At 65.3% G+C, this 15,494-nt stretch carries 16 protein-coding genes; 4 read left to right on the forward strand and 12 right to left on the reverse strand.

What is annotated here, in order from left to right; translation table 11 throughout:
- Nucleotides 1-8: 8 nt before the first annotated feature.
- From ABNP31_RS08635 to ABNP31_RS08665, 7 genes are all read right to left on the reverse strand, one after another.
- Nucleotides 9-374: a Na+/H+ antiporter subunit G gene (locus ABNP31_RS08635; RefSeq protein WP_238067502.1), complete on the reverse strand. Its 366-nt coding sequence runs from the start codon at nt 372-374 to the stop codon at nt 9-11.
- Nucleotides 371-649 (reverse strand): K+/H+ antiporter subunit F, encoded by a 279-nt coding sequence (locus ABNP31_RS08640; RefSeq protein ID WP_075044256.1) that lies wholly within the window; start codon nt 647-649, stop codon nt 371-373. The genes ABNP31_RS08635 and ABNP31_RS08640 overlap by 4 nt, the downstream gene beginning before the upstream one ends.
- A complete protein-coding gene (locus ABNP31_RS08645; protein ID WP_025338379.1) occupies nt 646-1,134 on the reverse strand; it encodes a Na+/H+ antiporter subunit E in 489 nt (162 codons plus the stop codon). The genes ABNP31_RS08640 and ABNP31_RS08645 overlap by 4 nt, the downstream gene beginning before the upstream one ends.
- A complete protein-coding gene (locus ABNP31_RS08650) occupies nt 1,131-2,810 on the reverse strand; it encodes a monovalent cation/H+ antiporter subunit D (RefSeq protein WP_238067503.1) in 1,680 nt (559 codons plus the stop codon). The genes ABNP31_RS08645 and ABNP31_RS08650 overlap by 4 nt, the downstream gene beginning before the upstream one ends.
- Nucleotides 2,807-3,151, reverse strand: coding sequence for a Na+/H+ antiporter subunit C (locus ABNP31_RS08655; RefSeq protein WP_013971840.1), 345 nt, complete (start codon nt 3,149-3,151; stop codon nt 2,807-2,809). The genes ABNP31_RS08650 and ABNP31_RS08655 overlap by 4 nt, the downstream gene beginning before the upstream one ends.
- Entirely contained in the window at nt 3,151-6,066 is a 2,916-nt protein-coding gene (locus ABNP31_RS08660; protein ID WP_085593376.1) for a monovalent cation/H+ antiporter subunit A, read from the reverse strand. Before ABNP31_RS08660 ends, ABNP31_RS08655 begins: the two co-directional genes overlap by 1 nt.
- Nucleotides 6,067-6,216: 150 nt before the next feature.
- Nucleotides 6,217-7,167 carry a DMT family transporter gene (locus tag ABNP31_RS08665; RefSeq protein ID WP_350013205.1) on the reverse strand — a complete coding sequence of 317 codons (951 nt, stop codon included), beginning with the start codon at nt 7,165-7,167 and terminating at the stop codon, nt 6,217-6,219.
- A gap of 83 nt (nt 7,168-7,250) precedes the next feature.
- Between ABNP31_RS08665 and ABNP31_RS08670 the strand changes: the two genes are divergently transcribed.
- Nucleotides 7,251-7,814: a helix-turn-helix domain-containing protein gene (locus ABNP31_RS08670; protein ID WP_015269662.1), complete on the forward strand. Its 564-nt coding sequence runs from the start codon at nt 7,251-7,253 to the stop codon at nt 7,812-7,814.
- A 125-nt stretch (nt 7,815-7,939) separates the two neighbouring features.
- On the opposite strand, the gene ABNP31_RS08675 is transcribed toward ABNP31_RS08670, so the two are convergent.
- Complete coding sequence (locus ABNP31_RS08675; RefSeq protein WP_238067504.1) at nt 7,940-8,488, reverse strand: cysteine hydrolase family protein; 549 nt, start codon at nt 8,486-8,488, stop codon at nt 7,940-7,942.
- Between the two features lie 82 nt (nt 8,489-8,570).
- On the opposite strand from ABNP31_RS08675, the gene ABNP31_RS08680 reads away from it, so the two are divergent.
- Together ABNP31_RS08680 and ABNP31_RS08685 are read left to right on the forward strand one after the other, a co-directional pair.
- The gene (locus ABNP31_RS08680; protein ID WP_075044260.1) at nt 8,571-9,554 is read left to right on the forward strand and encodes a GlxA family transcriptional regulator; all 984 of its coding nucleotides are present in this window, start codon (nt 8,571-8,573) and stop codon (nt 9,552-9,554) included.
- 106 nt (nt 9,555-9,660) lie between these two features.
- Nucleotides 9,661-10,041, forward strand: a complete 381-nt coding sequence (locus ABNP31_RS08685; protein WP_025338386.1) for an antibiotic biosynthesis monooxygenase — start codon at nt 9,661-9,663, stop codon at nt 10,039-10,041.
- On the opposite strand, the gene ABNP31_RS08690 is transcribed toward ABNP31_RS08685, so the two are convergent.
- Together ABNP31_RS08690 and ABNP31_RS08695 are read right to left on the reverse strand one after the other, a co-directional pair.
- On the reverse strand, nt 10,020-10,790 hold the full coding sequence (locus tag ABNP31_RS08690; RefSeq protein ID WP_075044261.1) for an alpha/beta hydrolase family protein: 771 nt from the start codon (nt 10,788-10,790) through the stop codon (nt 10,020-10,022). The two genes, ABNP31_RS08685 and ABNP31_RS08690, sit on opposite strands and share 22 nt — an antisense overlap.
- Nucleotides 10,774-11,892 (reverse strand): DUF3182 family protein, encoded by a 1,119-nt coding sequence (locus ABNP31_RS08695; protein WP_085665525.1) that lies wholly within the window; start codon nt 11,890-11,892, stop codon nt 10,774-10,776. The genes ABNP31_RS08690 and ABNP31_RS08695 overlap by 17 nt, the downstream gene beginning before the upstream one ends.
- Before the next feature lie 220 nt (nt 11,893-12,112).
- Here ABNP31_RS08695 and ABNP31_RS08700 point away from each other — a divergent pair, with 220 nt between their 5' ends.
- Nucleotides 12,113-13,921: an aminopeptidase P family protein gene (locus tag ABNP31_RS08700; protein ID WP_085665526.1), complete on the forward strand. Its 1,809-nt coding sequence runs from the start codon at nt 12,113-12,115 to the stop codon at nt 13,919-13,921.
- 41 nt (nt 13,922-13,962) lie between these two features.
- Here the strand turns inward: ABNP31_RS08700 and ABNP31_RS08705 are convergent, their stop codons facing one another.
- Both ABNP31_RS08705 and rhtA read right to left on the reverse strand, forming a co-directional pair.
- Complete coding sequence (locus ABNP31_RS08705; RefSeq protein WP_025338390.1) at nt 13,963-14,244, reverse strand: hypothetical protein; 282 nt, start codon at nt 14,242-14,244, stop codon at nt 13,963-13,965.
- A 190-nt stretch (nt 14,245-14,434) separates the two neighbouring features.
- On the reverse strand, nt 14,435-15,322 hold the full coding sequence (rhtA, locus tag ABNP31_RS08710; RefSeq protein WP_025338391.1) for a threonine/homoserine exporter RhtA: 888 nt from the start codon (nt 15,320-15,322) through the stop codon (nt 14,435-14,437).
- Nucleotides 15,323-15,494: the final 172 nt, after the last annotated feature.

The raw sequence follows: 15,494 nt of genomic DNA on the forward strand, positions 1-15,494 counted from the left end.
GCAACCTTTCAGTTACCGCGATCGCGGCCGCTGCTCACTTCTTCAGGTACCGGCTCTTTCGCCATGCGCTTGCGGAACAGCGCTGCCCGGGCCAGCAACAGTGTGGTCACCGGTACGGTGATCGACAGCAGGATCGGAATCAGCCAGGCGTGCAGCACCGGGGCGTCCTTGAGCCAGGAAAAGTAGACGATCGAGGCCAGTGCCACGCACCAGGCACCAATGGTCGAGGCCAGTGCCGGCGGGTGCATGCGCTGGAAGTAGTCCTTCAGCCGCAACAGGCCCACGGCACCGATCAGGGCGAACAGGCTGCCGGTCAGCAGCAGCGCGGCAGTGACCAGCTCCAGCCAGAACGGGAGTTGCAGGGTTTCAGTCATTCGATCACCTCACCGCGCAGCAGGAACTTGGCCAGGGCAAACGAGCCAACGAAACCGAACAGCGCAATCAGCAGGGCACCTTCGAAGTAGGTGTCACTGGCATAACGGATTCCCAGTACCAGCATGGTCAGCATGGCCAGGATGTACAGGTAGTCCAGCGCCAGCACCCGGTCCTGGGCGGACGGGCCGCGGAACAGCCGGACAAGCGCCAGGGCCATGGCCAGGGCGAAGATGAACAGGCTGGCGAGGACAGCATTGGCGAGCAGGCCTGTCATTGGAAAATCTCCATCAGCGGGCGTTCGTAGGTGTCCTTGAAGTGCTGGATGAAGGCCGCCTCATCGTCCAGGTCGAACACATGCAGCAGCAACACGCTGCGGTCCAGCGCCAGCTCGGACCAGACCGTGCCGGGCACTACCGTGGTAATCATCGACAACGCCGCCAGGCCATGCGGGTCGCGCAGGGCCAGCGGGATGTGCACGAACGCCGAGCGTGGCGGCTGCTTGCCAGCGCGCAGCACGCCACGGGCAACCAGCAGGTTGGACATGATCACATCGATGCCGACCCGGCCAATCAGCCGGGCGATGGCCAGCGGCCGTCGCACATGGGCATGCTGCGGGCGCAGCGGTGCCATCAGCAGCGGCGCCAGCACGCCGAGCGCGGCAGCCAGCAGCAGGTTGCCGGGGCTGACCGACAGGTTCAGCAACAGCCACAGGCCGAACAGCGAAACCGATAACAGCGGTGCGGGGAACAGTCGATTCATGGCTGCACCTGTACGTCGAGCGAGGTGGGACCAGGAATCGGCCGGGCGGCCATCACGGCTTCGATATAGGCGTCGGGGGCCTGCAGGCTGGCGGCGGTGTCCTGGGTGTAGCGCAGCAGCGGTTCGGCCTTGAAGCTGAGGATGATGCACAGGCCGAGCAGGATGACGATGGGCAGGCATTCATAGCGGCGCAGCACCGGCGACGGGCGTTCCTCAGGCTTCCAGAAACGCTGGATGCCGACGCGGCCGAAGGCGATCAGCGAGGCCATGCCAGACAGGATCAGCAACGCCACCAGGCCCCAGCCCGCCGTGCCTAGCGGCTGCTCGGCAGGTACGCCCAGCCCCTGCGGGTTGAACAGCGCGCTGATCAGGTTGAGCTTGCCGACAAAGCCCGACAGCGGCGGCATGCCGATGATCAGCAGGGCGCAGGCGATGAAGCTGAGGCCGAGGAAGGCCATGGTCCACGGGATGATCTGGCCGATCACCACCTTCTGTTCATCGTCGAGGTTAATGCCTTTGGGCGGGTGCAGTGATTCCAGCGGTGGCGGCATGGCGTCTTCTTCGTCGTCCAGCGGTGCTTCGTTGGCCGAGCGCGAACGCTCGACCAGTTCGGCGAGCAGGAACAGTGCGCACAGTGCCAGGGTCGAGTTGACCAGGTAGAACAATGCCGCGCCGGTCAGCGCCGATTGCGCAAAACCGACGGCGCCGAGCAGGGTGCCGGCCGAAACCAGGATGCTGAGGGCGGCCATGCGCTCCAGGCGCTGCGCGGCCAGGATCGACACCGCCGCCACCGCCAGGGTGACCAGGCCACCGTACACCAGCCATTCACCACCAAAGTGCGCCGAGGCCCCGGCCTGCCCGGAGAACAGCAGTGTCCACAGGCGCAGCACGGCATACAGGCCGACCTTGGTCATGATGGCGAACAGCGCAGCCACCGGCGCGCTGGCGGAGGCATAGGCCGGCACCAGCCAGAAGTTCAGCGGCCAGATGCCGGCCTTGACCAGGAAGGCCATGGCCAGGATCGCCGCGCCGGCGTGCAGCAGGCCACGGTCGGCCTCCGGCACCAGTGGTATCTTCAGGGCCAGGTCGGCCATGTTCAGGGTGCCGGTCACGCCATATAGCATCGCCGCGCCGATCAGGAACAGCGACGAGGCGAACAGGTTGATGGCAATGTAGTGCAGGCCGGCACGCACCCGGGCGCGGCCCGAGCCATGCAGCAGCAGGCCATAGGAAGCGGCCAGCAGCACCTCGAAGAACACGAACAGGTTGAACAGGTCGGCGGTGAGGAAGGCGCCGTACAGGCCCATCAGCTGGATCTGGAACAGTGCGTGGAAGCTGGCCCCGGCACCGTCCCAGCGGGCGCGGGCAAACAGCAGGGCACTGAAGCCGATGATGCCGGTGAGGGTCAGCAGCAGGGCCGACAGGTGGTCGACCACCAGCACGATGCCGAACGGCGCCGGCCAGTTACCCGGCAGGTAGACACCGATCGATTCCGCCTGGCCCTGGGTGCGCACCCACAGTAGCAGGCTGACCGCGATGGCCAGGCCGGCGAAGGTCGACAGCAGGTTCAGCCGGGCTTTTATCTGCCGGTGTTTCTCGCCCAGCAGCAACATCACTGCCGCGGTCACCAGGGGCAGCAGGATGGGCGCGATGATCAATTGGCTCATGCCACTCATTCGTCACGCTCCCGGCCATCCACGTGGTCGGTACCGGTCAGGCCGCGCGAGGCCAGCAACACCACCAGGAACAGCGCGGTCATGGCGAAGCTGATGACGATGGCGGTGAGCACCAGGGCCTGCGGCAGCGGGTCGGTGTAGTGGAGCAGGTCCTGGGGCACGCCGTCCTTGATGATCGGTTCCTTGCCGATGAACAGGCTGCCCATGCTGAAGATGAACAGGTTGACCCCGTACGACAGCAGGCACAGGCCCATGATCACCTGGTAGGTTCGCGGGCGCAGGATCAGCCACACCCCCGAGGCGGCCAGAACGCCGATGGCTACTGCAATCACTTCTTCCATCAGGCGGCTCCTGCTTGGCTGGTTTTCGCCGGGTTGCCCGGGCGGTAGGCGCGCACCGACTGGTGCGCCAGGGCAGTGAGGATCAGCAGGGTCGAGCCGACCACCACGGTGAACACGCCGACATCGAAGAACAGCGCGCTGGCCACGTGCACATCGCCGAGCAACGGCAGGTGCAGGTGGGCGGTATGGGTGGTGAGGAACGGGTAGCCCAGCAGCATGGCGCCCGCGCCGGTCAGGGTTGCGCACAGCAGCCCGGTGCCCATCCAGCGCAGCGGGCGCAGGCTCATCTGCGCCTCGACCCACTGGGTGCCGGCCACCATGTACTGCAGGATGAACGCCACCGACATCACCAGGCCGGCGACAAAGCCGCCACCGGGCTGGTTGTGGCCACGCATGAACAGGTACATCGACACCAGCAGGGCGATCGGCAGCAGCAGGCGCACCAGCACCGCAGGCACCATCATGAAGCCCAGGGCGGTGTCGGTGGCATGCCGTGGGTTGATCAGGTCGGTGACCACGTCGGGTGCCAGCTGACGCTGCTGCGCCGGCAGTTGCATGCTTTCCTTCGGCGGGCGGAAGCGCCGCAGCAGGGCGAACACGGTCAGCGCCACGGCCACCAGCACGGTGATTTCACCGAGGGTATCGAAACCACGGAAATCGACCAGCATGACATTGACCACGTTGGTGCCACCGCCCTGGGGCAGGGCCCGGCTCAGGTAGAACGAGGAAATGTCGTTCGGCGTCGGCCGGGTGAGCATGGCGTAGGACAGCACGGCCATGCCGCCACCTACCAGCACCGCCAGCAGCAGGTCGCGCAGGCGACGCATGCGCGCACGCTCCAGGCTGCCCGGCAGCGGCGATACGCCTTCGATCCGCCGCGGCAGCCAGCGCAGGCCGAGCAGGATCAGTACGGTGGTGACCACTTCCACCACCAGCTGGGTCAGGGCCAGGTCGGGCGCGGAGAACCAGACGAAGGTGATGCAGGTCATCAGGCCGCAGACGCTGACCATGATCAACGCCGCCAAACGGTGATACTTGGCCTGGTAGGCGGCGCCGATGGCGCAGGCAATGGCGATCAGCCACAGCGCGACGAACACGCCCGAGCCTGGAATCTTCGGCCGGTCGCCCCAGCTCAGGCCGCTGTAGAGCATGGGGGTGAGGCCGGCGAGGAAGGCGGCGAGCACCAGCATGAACAGCTGCGACTGCAGGCGGCGGCTGGTGAGCAGGCGCTCGATGCGCCGCGCCAGCAGCATCAGTTGCACCTGGCCGTGTTCGAACAGGCGCTTGCCGTTGAAACGCTCGATCACCGGCGGGTAGGGGAAGCGGCCCAGGCGCAGCTGCTTGCGCAGCAGCAGGTACAGCACGATACCGCCGCTCATGGCCACCAGGCTCATGATCAGCGGCGCGTTCCAGCCATGCCAGATGGCCAGGCTGTATTCCGGCAGGGTGCCGCCCACCACCGGCAGGGCGGCGGCTGCCAGCAGCGGGCCGACCGACTGGGCAGGGAAAATGCCCACCACCAGGCAGGTAAGCACCAGCAGTTCGACCGGCGCACGCATCCAGCGTGGCGGTTCGTGCGGGGTGTGCGGGAGGTCCTGCGCCGTGGGGCCGAAGAACACATCGACGGTGAAACGCAGGGCATAGGCCACGCTGAAGGTGCCGGCCAGGGTGGCGATCACCGGCAGCGTGGCCTCCACCCAGGCAGTGGAGCTGATGAACACCGTTTCGGCGAAGAACATTTCCTTGGACAGGAAGCCGTTCATCAACGGCACGCCGGCCATCGAGGCGCTGGCCACCATGGCCAGGGTGGCGGTGTATGGCACCAGGCGTATCAGCCCGCTGAGGCGGCGGATGTCACGGGTACCGCTTTCGTGGTCGATGATGCCAGCGGCCATGAACAACGAGGCCTTGAAGGTGGCGTGGTTGAGAATGTGGAACACCGCCGCGACGGCGGCCAGCGGGCTGTTCAGGCCCAGCAGCAGGGTAATCAGGCCCAGGTGGCTGATGGTCGAGTACGCCAGCAGGCCCTTGAGGTCGTTCTGGAACATGGCGGCGAAGGCGCCGAGCAGCAGGGTGAGGGCGCCGGCACCGCCGACGATCCAGAACCACTCCTCGCTGCCCGACAGCACCGGCCACAGGCGCGCCAGCAGGAACACCCCGGCCTTGACCATGGTCGCCGAGTGCAGGTAAGCCGATACCGGGGTGGGCGCTGCCATGGCATGGGGCAGCCAGAACTGGAAGGGGAATTGTGCGCTCTTGCTCAGGGCGCCGATGAGGATCAGTGGCAGCAGCACCGGGTACAGCGCATGCTGGCGGATGGTGTTGCCGGCAGCCAGGACCTTGTCCAGGTCGTAGCTGCCGACCACATGGCCGAGCAGCAGGGCACCCACCAGCAGGCACAAGCCGCCCGCGCCCGTGACCATCAGCGCCATGTAGGCGCCGCGGCGGGCGTCGGCACGGTGGTGCCAGTAACCGATCAGCAGGAACGAGAACAGGCTGGTGAGTTCCCAGAAGAACACCAGCTGGATCAGGTTGCCGGAGATCACCAGGCCGAGCATGGCGCCCATGAAGGCGAGGAAGAAGGCGAAGAAGCGCGGCACCGGGTCCTGTGGCGACATGTAGTAGCGGGCATACAGCGACACCAGCGTACCGATGCCCAGCACCAGCAGCGAGAACAGCCAGGCGAAGCCGTCCATGCGCAGCACCAGGTTCAACCCCAGGCTGGGCAGCCAGAGGAATTCTTCGCGAATCACGCCACCGTGGGCAACCTGAGGGTACAGCAGTGCTACCTGGACAGTGCCGACCAGGGCCACGAGCCCGGCGAGAATGGACTCCGCGTTACGTGCGTTGTGCGGCAGCACGGCTGCCAGGCAACTGCCCACGAACGGCAGAAGCAATAGCACTATCAATGACATAGCGTTCTATTCTGGAGAAGTTTGCAAAGAATCATACGTGCCGAGGGGTTGATCACCAACACGCAAGCTGTCGCAGAATCCTACAAACAGGCTGTGACAAGCTGTTTTTTTATAACAGATTCTTACAAAGCATAGCCGCAGTTGGCGGCTTTACAGGCCAGCCTGGCGTTCGCCTCCATCCTGCACGTCCCGTGCTTCGGCCACCTCGCGCGGGCGGCGCACCTTGAGTTCGCTGACCACCACCGCGATCACGATCAGCAGGCCGCCGAGCAGTGCCACGCCCGGCAGGCGCTCACCGGCGATGCGCCCGACGATCCCGGCCCATACCGGTTCGCCGGCATAGATGAGGGTGGCGCGGGTGGGCGAGACCGACTTCTGCGCCCAGTTCATGGCCACCTGGATCACCGCGCTCATGGCGCCCAGGCCCACGGCACTGGCCAACAGCAGCCAGGAGAAGTCGGGTATGCGCTCCTGGGTCGGCACGATCATCAGGAACGCCAGCAGCGAGGCGGTCGCCAGCTGCACCACGGTGACCCGGCGCACATCGACCTGGCCGGCGTAGCGGCTGATCAGGATGATTTCGCCAGCAATGGCCACGGCGCTGACCAGGGTTACCAGCTCGCCTTCGCTGAAGTGCAGGCTGCCACCCTCCGGGCCGGCCAGCAGCATCAGGCCGATGAACGCCAGGCCGATACCGATGCTGGGCATCAGGCCGGGGCGCCGGCCCAGCACCAGCCATTGCAGCAGCGGCACGAACGGCACGTACAGCGCGGTGATGAACGCCGACTGGCTGCTGCTGATGGTTTGCAGGCCCATAGTCTGCAGGCCGTAGCCGAGCATGATCGACACCCCGATCAAGATGCCGGCCTTCAGTTCGGTGAAGGTCAGCCCCGGCAGCGCCCGCGCCGAGACCACCCCGACGAACAGCGCGGCTGCAGCGAAGCGCAGGCCGACGAAGAACATCGGGCCGCTGACGGTCATCACGTTGTGCACCAGCAGGAAGGTGCCGCCCCACAGCATGGTGATGAACACCAGCACCAGTTCGGCCTTGCTCAGGCGAAAGGCAATGTCAGGGGTCGGTTTGCTGCTGGGCTGGCTCATGGTCTTGCGCACTCGGAGGGGGCGGCGCACAATCGCCGCAAAGTGGGCAGTATACTGCGCAATACCGACCAGTGAGCAATATAGTGCACAAAGATTCCTCGCACCGGGCATCGGTGCTGCAGCATGTCAGCCTCAATGTACGCAGCCTGCGCAATGCCGCGGGCATGAGCCAGACGGCGCTGGCGGAGCGCTCCGGTGTCAGCCGGCGCATGCTGGTGGCGATCGAGGCGGGCGAAAAGAATGTCAGCCTGACTACTCTCGACCTGATTGCCGAAGCCTTGGGCGTGGCTTTCAGTACCCTGATCCAGGCACCTGACCAGCGTGACCCCGGGCGCATCGAAGAGTTGGCCTGGGCCGGGGAGCACCCGCAGAGCCGGGCGGTGCTGCTGGGCAGCAGTGTGGCGCGGCGCGAGGTGGAGCTGTGGGAATGGACCCTGGCACCAGGCGAGTGCTATTCCAGCGAGGCTGATGCCGAGGGCTGGAGCGAGCAGATCTATGTGGCGCAAGGGCAACTGACGCTGATTATCGAAGGGGTCGAGCATCGCCTGCAGGTCGGGCAGTTCCATGTGTTTCCCAGCAATTGCCGGTATGCCTATCGCAACGATGGGGCGGTGGCGGTGCGGTTTGTGCGTAATGTGGTGATCTAAGGGCGCGCAGGGCTGCACCACCTGTGGGAGCGGGCATGCCCGCGAACACCGGCGGAGCCGGTGCCATCCTCCGCGTCGCCTGATTCGCGGGCACGCCCGCTCCCACAGGTGCTGAGCAAGCCTGATCAGCTATTCAGCAACTCATCGGTCCTGACCACCTTGGCATAGGCAAACGCCAACGCCGCCATCACCGAATCATGCACCTGCGCCGCCGGCACCTGCTTGCCATCGAACTCCAGTGGCAGCGTGGCACAGGCGTCGTGCGCCACGGTCACGTCGTAACCCAGGTCGGCCGCGGCCCGGGTGGCGGCGTCGACGCACATGTGGCTCATGCTGCCGACGATGGTCAGGGCCTCGACGCCATGCCGGTCCAGCATGTGCTCAAGGTCGGTACCGAGGAAGGCGTTGACCTTGTGCTTGAGCACCACCGGTTCACCGGCCTGAGGCTCGACCTTGGCATGGATCGCCGCACCCTGCGAGCCTGGCGCGAAGAACGGCGCATCGGCGCTGTCGAACTCATGCCGCACATGCACCACCAGGTCGCCCCGTTGACGCGCCGCCGTCAACAGGCGGGCAGCATTGTCGGCCGCCTGGTCGGCACCATCGAGGGTCCATTTGCCGCCCGGGAAGTAGTCGTTCTGGATGTCGATGATGATCAGCGCCTGCTTGCTCATGCTGCCTCCTGTGGCAGTAGTCGTTGGATGACGTTAGTTATAGGCTGTGTGCACTGACCTGAGGATTGGCGCGAACGACACTATGCAGGCAAAAACTGACAACCCCGCCAGCCTGGACATCGGCCTGCTGCTGTACCCCGGTGCGCAACGTGCTGCCGTGCATGGGCTGGCCGACCTGTTCCTGGTGGCCAACCGGGTGGTTGCCGAACTGGGTGCCCTCGAGTTGCCATCGGTGCGTATCAGCTTCTGGCAGGCGGACGAAGCGGGGCAGTTGCAGCCTGCCCCTGAGAGTCCACCTGCCGCCGCGGCCGATCTGCGGGTGCTGATCATTCCGCCGAGCCTGGAGTCGGCACCTCAGGGTGAGCTGCTTGAGCGCCATCGTGCGTCGTTATGCCAGTTGCACGGGCACGGCACGGTGCTGGCGTCGGTGTGCATCGGGGTGTTCTTCATCGCCGCCAGTGGCCTGCTCGACGGGCGCCCGGCCTGCACCCACTGGAACTACGTGCATTCGCTTGCCCAGCGTTTTCCCAAGGTGCGGGTCGAGGCCCAGCAACCGTTGCTGGACGATGGCGACATCGTCACCTCAGCCGGGTTGATGGCCTGGACCGACCTGGGCTTGCGCTTGCTGGAGCGCTTCATGGGCGCAACGGTGGCTCGGGAAACTGCCCGCTACCTGGCGGTCGATCCGGTCGCGGCGCCGCTGCCTGGTGCAGTGTTCAATCCACGCCTGGACCATGGCGATGAGGCGGTGCTGAAAGTGCAGCACTGGTTGCAGGGCAACGGTGGGCAGGATGCCGACCTGGCCAGCATGGCTGCGTGCGCGGGGCTGGAGGAACGCACCTTCCTGCGGCGTTTTCGTGCTGCCACGGGGCTACGGCCGACCGAGTACTGCCAGCAGGTGAGGGTGGGGCGGGCGTGCCGCTTGCTGGAGTTCACCCGGCGCAATGTCGAGCAGATCGCCTGGGGCGTCGGTTACCAGGACCCGGGTGCGTTTCGCAAGGTGTTTCAGCGCATCACCGGCCTGACCCCGAGTGATTACCGGCGGCGCTTCGCGGTATCGGGTTAGGGCACGGGGGCGTTCCCGGTGCGGAAAACCGCTTGACCTTGACATAACTTGAGGTTTTACCCTGCTCGGCATCGCGCTGTAGGCGTCCGTCACCAGGAGACCGTTCATGACGGCAACATCCCATGCCCTGTGGTTTACCCAGATGATCGAATACGAAGTACCCGGCAGGTTCCAGCAGGCGTTGGCCCAGGCGCTGGTGGCGCGCAGCGAAGCGCTGGCCGCGCGTTGCGAAGGGCTGCAGGGTGTCAGCATTCAGGCCAGCGACGATGGCAGCCGGGTGCTGCAGTACCTGCAATGGCAGTCCCGCCAGGCGTGGGCAGCGGCGGCCGTATATTTCGTCGGGGAGCCTTTCCTCGAACTGCTTGGCCAGCATCAGGCGCGTGGAGTCAACTTTGCTGCCTACCAGACCCTGCGTAGCCTGGTGCGCGGCGCCGATGGCGGCCTGCATTGCCAGGTGGGCGAGCCTCAGGCATACCAGGGCGCGTAGTGCGGGTAGCGATCCAGGCGGGCGCCAACGACCATTTCACTGACCCATGCCGCCAGGATCGAACTGTAGGCTTTCTGGCTCTCTTCGCTGGACAGCGCGTGGTCGGCGCCGTCGACGATGCGGTGGGTGAGCGAATGGGCGCTGACGAATGCCGAGCGGTAGCTCATCAAGGTGCTGTGCGGCACATAGTCGTCCTGCTCGGACTCCACCAGCAGTACATCGCCACCGAACTCGGCACAGGCTGCCAGTGCGCGGTTGTCCGCCGGGCCGAGCGGGCGCTGGCGGTAGGCGTTCAACCGTTGCCGGTCGAGGGTTTGCTTGGGGAGGTTCCATTCGTCGTCCCAGTACATGGCGGGCACCCGCAGGGCCAGCCATTTGACCGGCCGCTCGCGGGTCAGCAGGGTGGCCAGATAGCCGCCGTAGCTGCTGCCGATGATGGCGATGGCACTGGTGTCGACGGCCGGGTGGCTTACCAGCCGGTCGTAGGCCACCAGCAGGTCGGTCAGGTTCTGTTCGCGGGTGACCGTCAGCCGTTGGCTTTCGGTTTTTTCGTGGCCGCGCAGGTCGAAGGTCATGCACACGCAGCCCAGTCCGGTGATATGCCGGGCGCGGGCCAGGTCGCGTTGCTGGCTGCCACCCCAGCCGTGGACGAAGAGAATGCCCGGCATCTTGCTGCCGGGGCTGACCAGGGTGCCGACGATGCTGTCATCCTCGACCTGCAGTTCAACGGTTTCACTCTGAATGGTCATGTTCACGAATCCGCGCGAATTTGCTGAGTTGTCCGAGTTCACTGTCGTTTCCTTGGTAAAAGAGGGTGGCGTCAGTGGGCAGTTCGGGGGTGCCGAACACTTCATGGGTGGAGGCACGCACCCGTTGCAATGCCGGGTCATCGGCGAACGCCTGCAAGGCCAGCAGCTCGGCACTGCTGGCTCCGCCCAGGCGCCAGGATTGCTCGAGTACGCCGCTGCGCAGGTGGCCCATGGGGTTGACGCCGCGGGCGATGTCGTAGTTGCGCCGTGAGGCGATGAAGCCGGGGAAGTGCTGCTCGGCGGCCTGCTCGTAGGCCATCGCCTGGTTGATGGCCAGGCGCAGCGGCTCGTCCAGCGGCAGTTGCAGCAGTGCCTGGTAGTCACCGCGCACCACCACCAGGTCGGAGCCGCCATACACTTCCGTGCCCTGGTGGTCGCGGGTCAGTTGCTGGGTACCGTGATAGCTGCAGGTCAGGCCGGCGACACGTACCTGGCCGACGCTGAAGGTTTGCACTTCGCTCAGGTCTTCCTCGAGCACCAGCCCCCACAGCGCAAGGTCCTGGTCATCCATGCCGGCCAGCAGCGGTTCCAGTTCATCCACCGCGGTGATGACCTGTTGCCCACGGCCTGCGCAGGCCAGTACCGGCTTGATCCGCAACGGGCCGTCCGCCAACAACAGCTGTGCGGCGGTGCGCGCATCAGCCTTGCTGAACACGGTATAGCCGCGCAGCAGGGCGTCGCTGGCTTGGCGGGCGAAGGCATCGGTCCAGCCCGGCGGGAAACTGGCCCCGGCCGGCAACGGGTGGGAGATCGCCTTGGTCGCCATGTAGGGGTGTGCGACCAGGCCACCGAACAGGTCCTGCTCGCTGCAGATGCCCAGGGCGGCATGGCGCTTGGGATCGACCAGGGTTTCGGTGGGCAGGTAGTAGTAGCCATCGGTGGCGCTTGGTGGCTGGCTGGGTTGCACGTGTGGGCAGCCCAGCAGGCGGGCCAGGCCATCGGCAAGCTTCAGGTGCACGGCATGCTCGTGGTCGGGGGTGTGCGCGCGGGTGTCGAGCAGCACCACGCCGTTTTTAGGGGCGCAGGCATTGGGCATGGTCATTTGCCTGTGTGCAATGAATGTACTGAGTGTGAAGCCGGTGCTCTGAGGAAGTTCAGCGGAACTTGATCGGTGGTCCTGGCCCGTCTGTAGGAAATGTCTGGTATGCGCAGGGCGTGACGGGCAATGCATGCCGTGTGTCGGTCGCCACGATTGCAGGGCTTCGGCGGCTGTTCCATTATCGGCGCACTGGATAAACCGTGATGTAGCCGCAGGAGAGCGCATGAACGTTCAGACCACCTTTGGGCAAAGCGTGCCGCAGCGCCTGGCGCAGGTTCGCCAGGCCATGGCCGCAGAGGGCATCGATGCCTTGCTGGTACCCTCGGCCGACCCCCATCTTTCCGAGTACCTGCCCGGTTACTGGCAAGGGCGCCAGTGGCTGTCGGGTTTCCACGGCTCGGTCGGCACGCTGGTGGTCACGGCTGACTTTGCCGGGCTGTGGGTCGATAGCCGCTACTGGGAACAGGCGGAACACGAGCTGGCTGGCAGCGGCATCGAGCTGATGAAGCTGTTGCCGGGCAAGCCTGGTGCGCTGGAATGGCTGGGCGATCACGTCGAGACCAATGGCAGCGTGGCGGTAGACGGTGCGGTCATGGCCCTGGCTTCGGCGCGCCAGCTTGGCGACCGGCTGAAGGCGCGCGGGGCGCGACTGGTGACGGACAAGGACCTGCTGGGCCAGGTATGGGAAGGGCGCCCGGCGCTGCCAGGCAACCCGGTCTACCAGCATTTGCCACCGCACGCCACGGTAAGCCGTGCGGAGAAGCTGGCGCAGTTGCGCCAGAGCGTGCAGGCCAAGGGGGCCGACTGGCATTTCATCGCTACCCTGGATGACATTGCCTGGCTGTTCAACCTGCGCGGTAGCGATGTGTCCTATAACCCGGTGTTCGTCGCCTTTGCCTTGATCAGCCAGCAGCAGGCCATCCTGTTCGTCGGCCAGGACAAGCTCGACGAACATCTACGCCAGGTGCTGGCGGCCGACGGTATCGAGGCGCGCGACTACGCCGAAGCAGGCAAGGCCCTTGCCGCCATGCCGGCCGGCAGCCGATTGCTGGTCGACCCGGCCCGGGTAACCTGCGGCCTGCTGGATAACCTGCCGGCCGGGGTGGAACTGGTCGAGGGGCTCAACCCCAGCACCCTGAGCAAGTCGTGCAAAGGTGATGACGATCTGGTGCACATCCGCCAGGTGATGGAGCAGGACGGCGCGGCCTTGTGCGAGTTCTTCGCCTGGCTCGAGGCCAACCTCGGTCAGGAGCGGGTTACCGAACTGACGGTCGACGAGCAGTTGAGTGCCGCGCGTGCCCGGCGCCCAGGCTTCGTGTCGTTGAGCTTCTCGACCATTGCCGCCTTCAATGGCAATGGCGCGATGCCGCATTACCGTGCCACCGAGCAGTCGCATGCGGTCATCGAGGGCGATGGTCTGCTGCTGATCGATTCGGGCGGGCAGTACCTTGGCGGTACCACCGACATCACCCGCATGGTGCCGGTGGGCAACCCGAGCCTTGCACAGAAGCAGGATTGCACGCGCGTGCTCAAAGGCATGATCGCCCTGTCGCGGGCCACCTTCCCGCGAGGCGTGCTGTCGCCGTTGCTCGATGCCATTGCCCGGGCACCGATCTGGGCTGACCAGGTGGATTACGGCCACGGCACCGGGCATGGGGTGGGTTACTTCATGAATGTGCACGAGGGGCCGCAGGTCATTGCCTACCAGGCGGCGCCCACGCCGCAGACCGCGATGCAGGTGGGCATGATCAGCTCGATCGAGCCGGGCACGTACCGCCCAGGGCAGTGGGGTGTGCGCATCGAGAACCTGGTGGTCAACCGCGAGGCCGGCAAGAGCGCCTTCGGCGACTTCCTGAACTTCGAGACCCTGACGTTGTGCCCGATCGATACCCGCTGCCTGGTGCCCGAACTGCTGGCCAGGGAAGAGCTGGACTGGTTGAACGGCTATCACGCCACGGTACGCGAGCGCCTGGCGCCGTTGCTCAAGGGGGACGCGCTGGCCTGGCTGGAGGCGCGTACCGCGCCCTTGTAAGGTGGCAAATGAAAAGGGCAGCTTGCGAGCTGCCCTTTTTTCTACTTGCAGATGACGATCATGCTGCGGCTGGTGTAACCCGCCGGGTTGATGCCGAACAAGTAGTCACCGGGTTCTTCATCGCTATCGCCCGAGCGTGCAATGACCCGGTAGCCGCGCGTGCTGCAGGAGCTTGCGGCCTTGCTGTAGCAGTTGTCCCACGAGGAAGACAGGCCGGAGCAATTGATATGCAGGCCCTTCTTGCCCCTTTTGACCTCAGTCTTGGCCGTGGCGGCACATCCAGCAATAGCCAAGATGGCCAGGATGAGCAAAATACGTTTCATTCCTGTCCTTAAATGCAGGGCGGATCAGCTGCCAGGCCCTGTCGTTATCGCTTCGGTTCTTCCTGAAATTTCCCCAGCGTCCGTGTTCGGTCCAGTAGATAGCGTAAAGATGATGATTCTGTGACAGCTTAATGAGCGAGACGGGTCGCTACAATCATTAATCCTGTCTCAAATGAAAATATTTCTCATATCAGTCTGCCGCGACGGCTGGGCTGGGTTCCTTGCGCATGGACAGGGTGGTGCCGACCGACGCGGTAATGATCGCCAGGATGGCCAGCCACTGGGTAATCGTCAGGACCTCGCCCAGGAACAGCAGGCCGGACAGTGCGCCGAAGGCTGGTTCGATGCTCATGAGGGTGCCGAAGGTGCGTGCCGGGATGCGCGTGAGGGCAACCATTTCCAGGCTGTAGGGCAGGGCGGTGGACAGCACCGCGACGCCCAGGGCCATGGGGATCACGGCGGGAGTGAGCAATGCGCTGCCGGCGTGGGCGATACCGATGGGGGCAACGAACAGCGCGGCGACCACAACGCCCAGTGCGGCACTCTGGATACCATGCTCGGCCCCGGCCCGCTGCCCGAACAGGATGTACAGTGCCCAGCACACGCCCGCGCCCAGGGCATAGGCTGCGCCGACCGGGTCGAGGGCCTGCCCGCCATGGCCGGCAGGCAGCAACAGCAGCAAACCGACGATGGCCAGCGCAATCCACAGGAAGTCGATCGGCCGGCGCGAGGAGAAGATCGCCACGGCCAACGGGCCGGTGAACTCCAGTGCCACGGCGATGCCGATCGGTACCGTTTGCAGGGCCATATAGAAGAGGAAGTTCATGCCGCCCAGCGCCATGCCGTAGATGATGACGTTGCGCAGGGCGTTGCGGGTCATGCGCACCCGCCACGGGCGCAGGATCAGTAGCATGATGATGCTGGCAAAGATCAGGCGCAGGGTGGTGGTGCCTTGGGCGCCGATGAGGGGGAACATGCTTTTGGCCAGGGAGGCACCGGACTGTATCGATGCCATGGCGATGAGCAGCAGGCCGATCGGGAAGAGGGTAGCGGCCAGGCTGCGGGGCTGGGTGTTCATTTCTGTGCAGCGATCCTTGAGCGGGGTGGGGGTGAGCAATATAGTGCGCAATTACGGCGGGTGGGGGCAAGGTGCCCGGCGTTGTATTTTCGGTCCCTGTGAGATCGGGCGCCGCCCACGCGGCGCTCGATCTCACAGGCGCAGCAGGTGTTGTGGCGAGCACCTGGTGGCC

The organism is Pseudomonas asiatica (genome assembly GCF_040214835.1).
GTDB lineage: Bacteria > Pseudomonadota > Gammaproteobacteria > Pseudomonadales > Pseudomonadaceae > Aquipseudomonas > Aquipseudomonas putida_Z.

Coding starts and splice junctions, on each gene's coding strand:
- ABNP31_RS08635 (WP_238067502.1), bottom strand. CDS start 374: ATGACTGAAACCCTGCAACTCCCGTTCTGGCTGGAGCTGGTCACTGCC.
- ABNP31_RS08640 (WP_075044256.1), bottom strand. CDS start 649: ATGACAGGCCTGCTCGCCAATGCTGTCCTCGCCAGCCTGTTCATCTTC.
- ABNP31_RS08645 (WP_025338379.1), bottom strand. CDS start 1,134: ATGAATCGACTGTTCCCCGCACCGCTGTTATCGGTTTCGCTGTTCGGC.
- ABNP31_RS08650 (WP_238067503.1), bottom strand. CDS start 2,810: ATGAGTGGCATGAGCCAATTGATCATCGCGCCCATCCTGCTGCCCCTG.
- ABNP31_RS08655 (WP_013971840.1), bottom strand. CDS start 3,151: ATGGAAGAAGTGATTGCAGTAGCCATCGGCGTTCTGGCCGCCTCGGGG.
- ABNP31_RS08660 (WP_085593376.1), bottom strand. CDS start 6,066: ATGTCATTGATAGTGCTATTGCTTCTGCCGTTCGTGGGCAGTTGCCTG.
- ABNP31_RS08665 (WP_350013205.1), bottom strand. CDS start 7,167: ATGAGCCAGCCCAGCAGCAAACCGACCCCTGACATTGCCTTTCGCCTG.
- ABNP31_RS08675 (WP_238067504.1), bottom strand. CDS start 8,488: ATGAGCAAGCAGGCGCTGATCATCATCGACATCCAGAACGACTACTTC.
- ABNP31_RS08680 (WP_075044260.1), top strand. CDS start 8,571: ATGCAGGCAAAAACTGACAACCCCGCCAGCCTGGACATCGGCCTGCTG.
- ABNP31_RS08685 (WP_025338386.1), top strand. CDS start 9,661: ATGACGGCAACATCCCATGCCCTGTGGTTTACCCAGATGATCGAATAC.
- ABNP31_RS08690 (WP_075044261.1), bottom strand. CDS start 10,790: ATGACCATTCAGAGTGAAACCGTTGAACTGCAGGTCGAGGATGACAGC.
- ABNP31_RS08695 (WP_085665525.1), bottom strand. CDS start 11,892: ATGACCATGCCCAATGCCTGCGCCCCTAAAAACGGCGTGGTGCTGCTC.
- ABNP31_RS08700 (WP_085665526.1), top strand. CDS start 12,113: ATGAACGTTCAGACCACCTTTGGGCAAAGCGTGCCGCAGCGCCTGGCG.
- ABNP31_RS08705 (WP_025338390.1), bottom strand. CDS start 14,244: ATGAAACGTATTTTGCTCATCCTGGCCATCTTGGCTATTGCTGGATGT.
- rhtA (WP_025338391.1), bottom strand. CDS start 15,322: ATGAACACCCAGCCCCGCAGCCTGGCCGCTACCCTCTTCCCGATCGGC.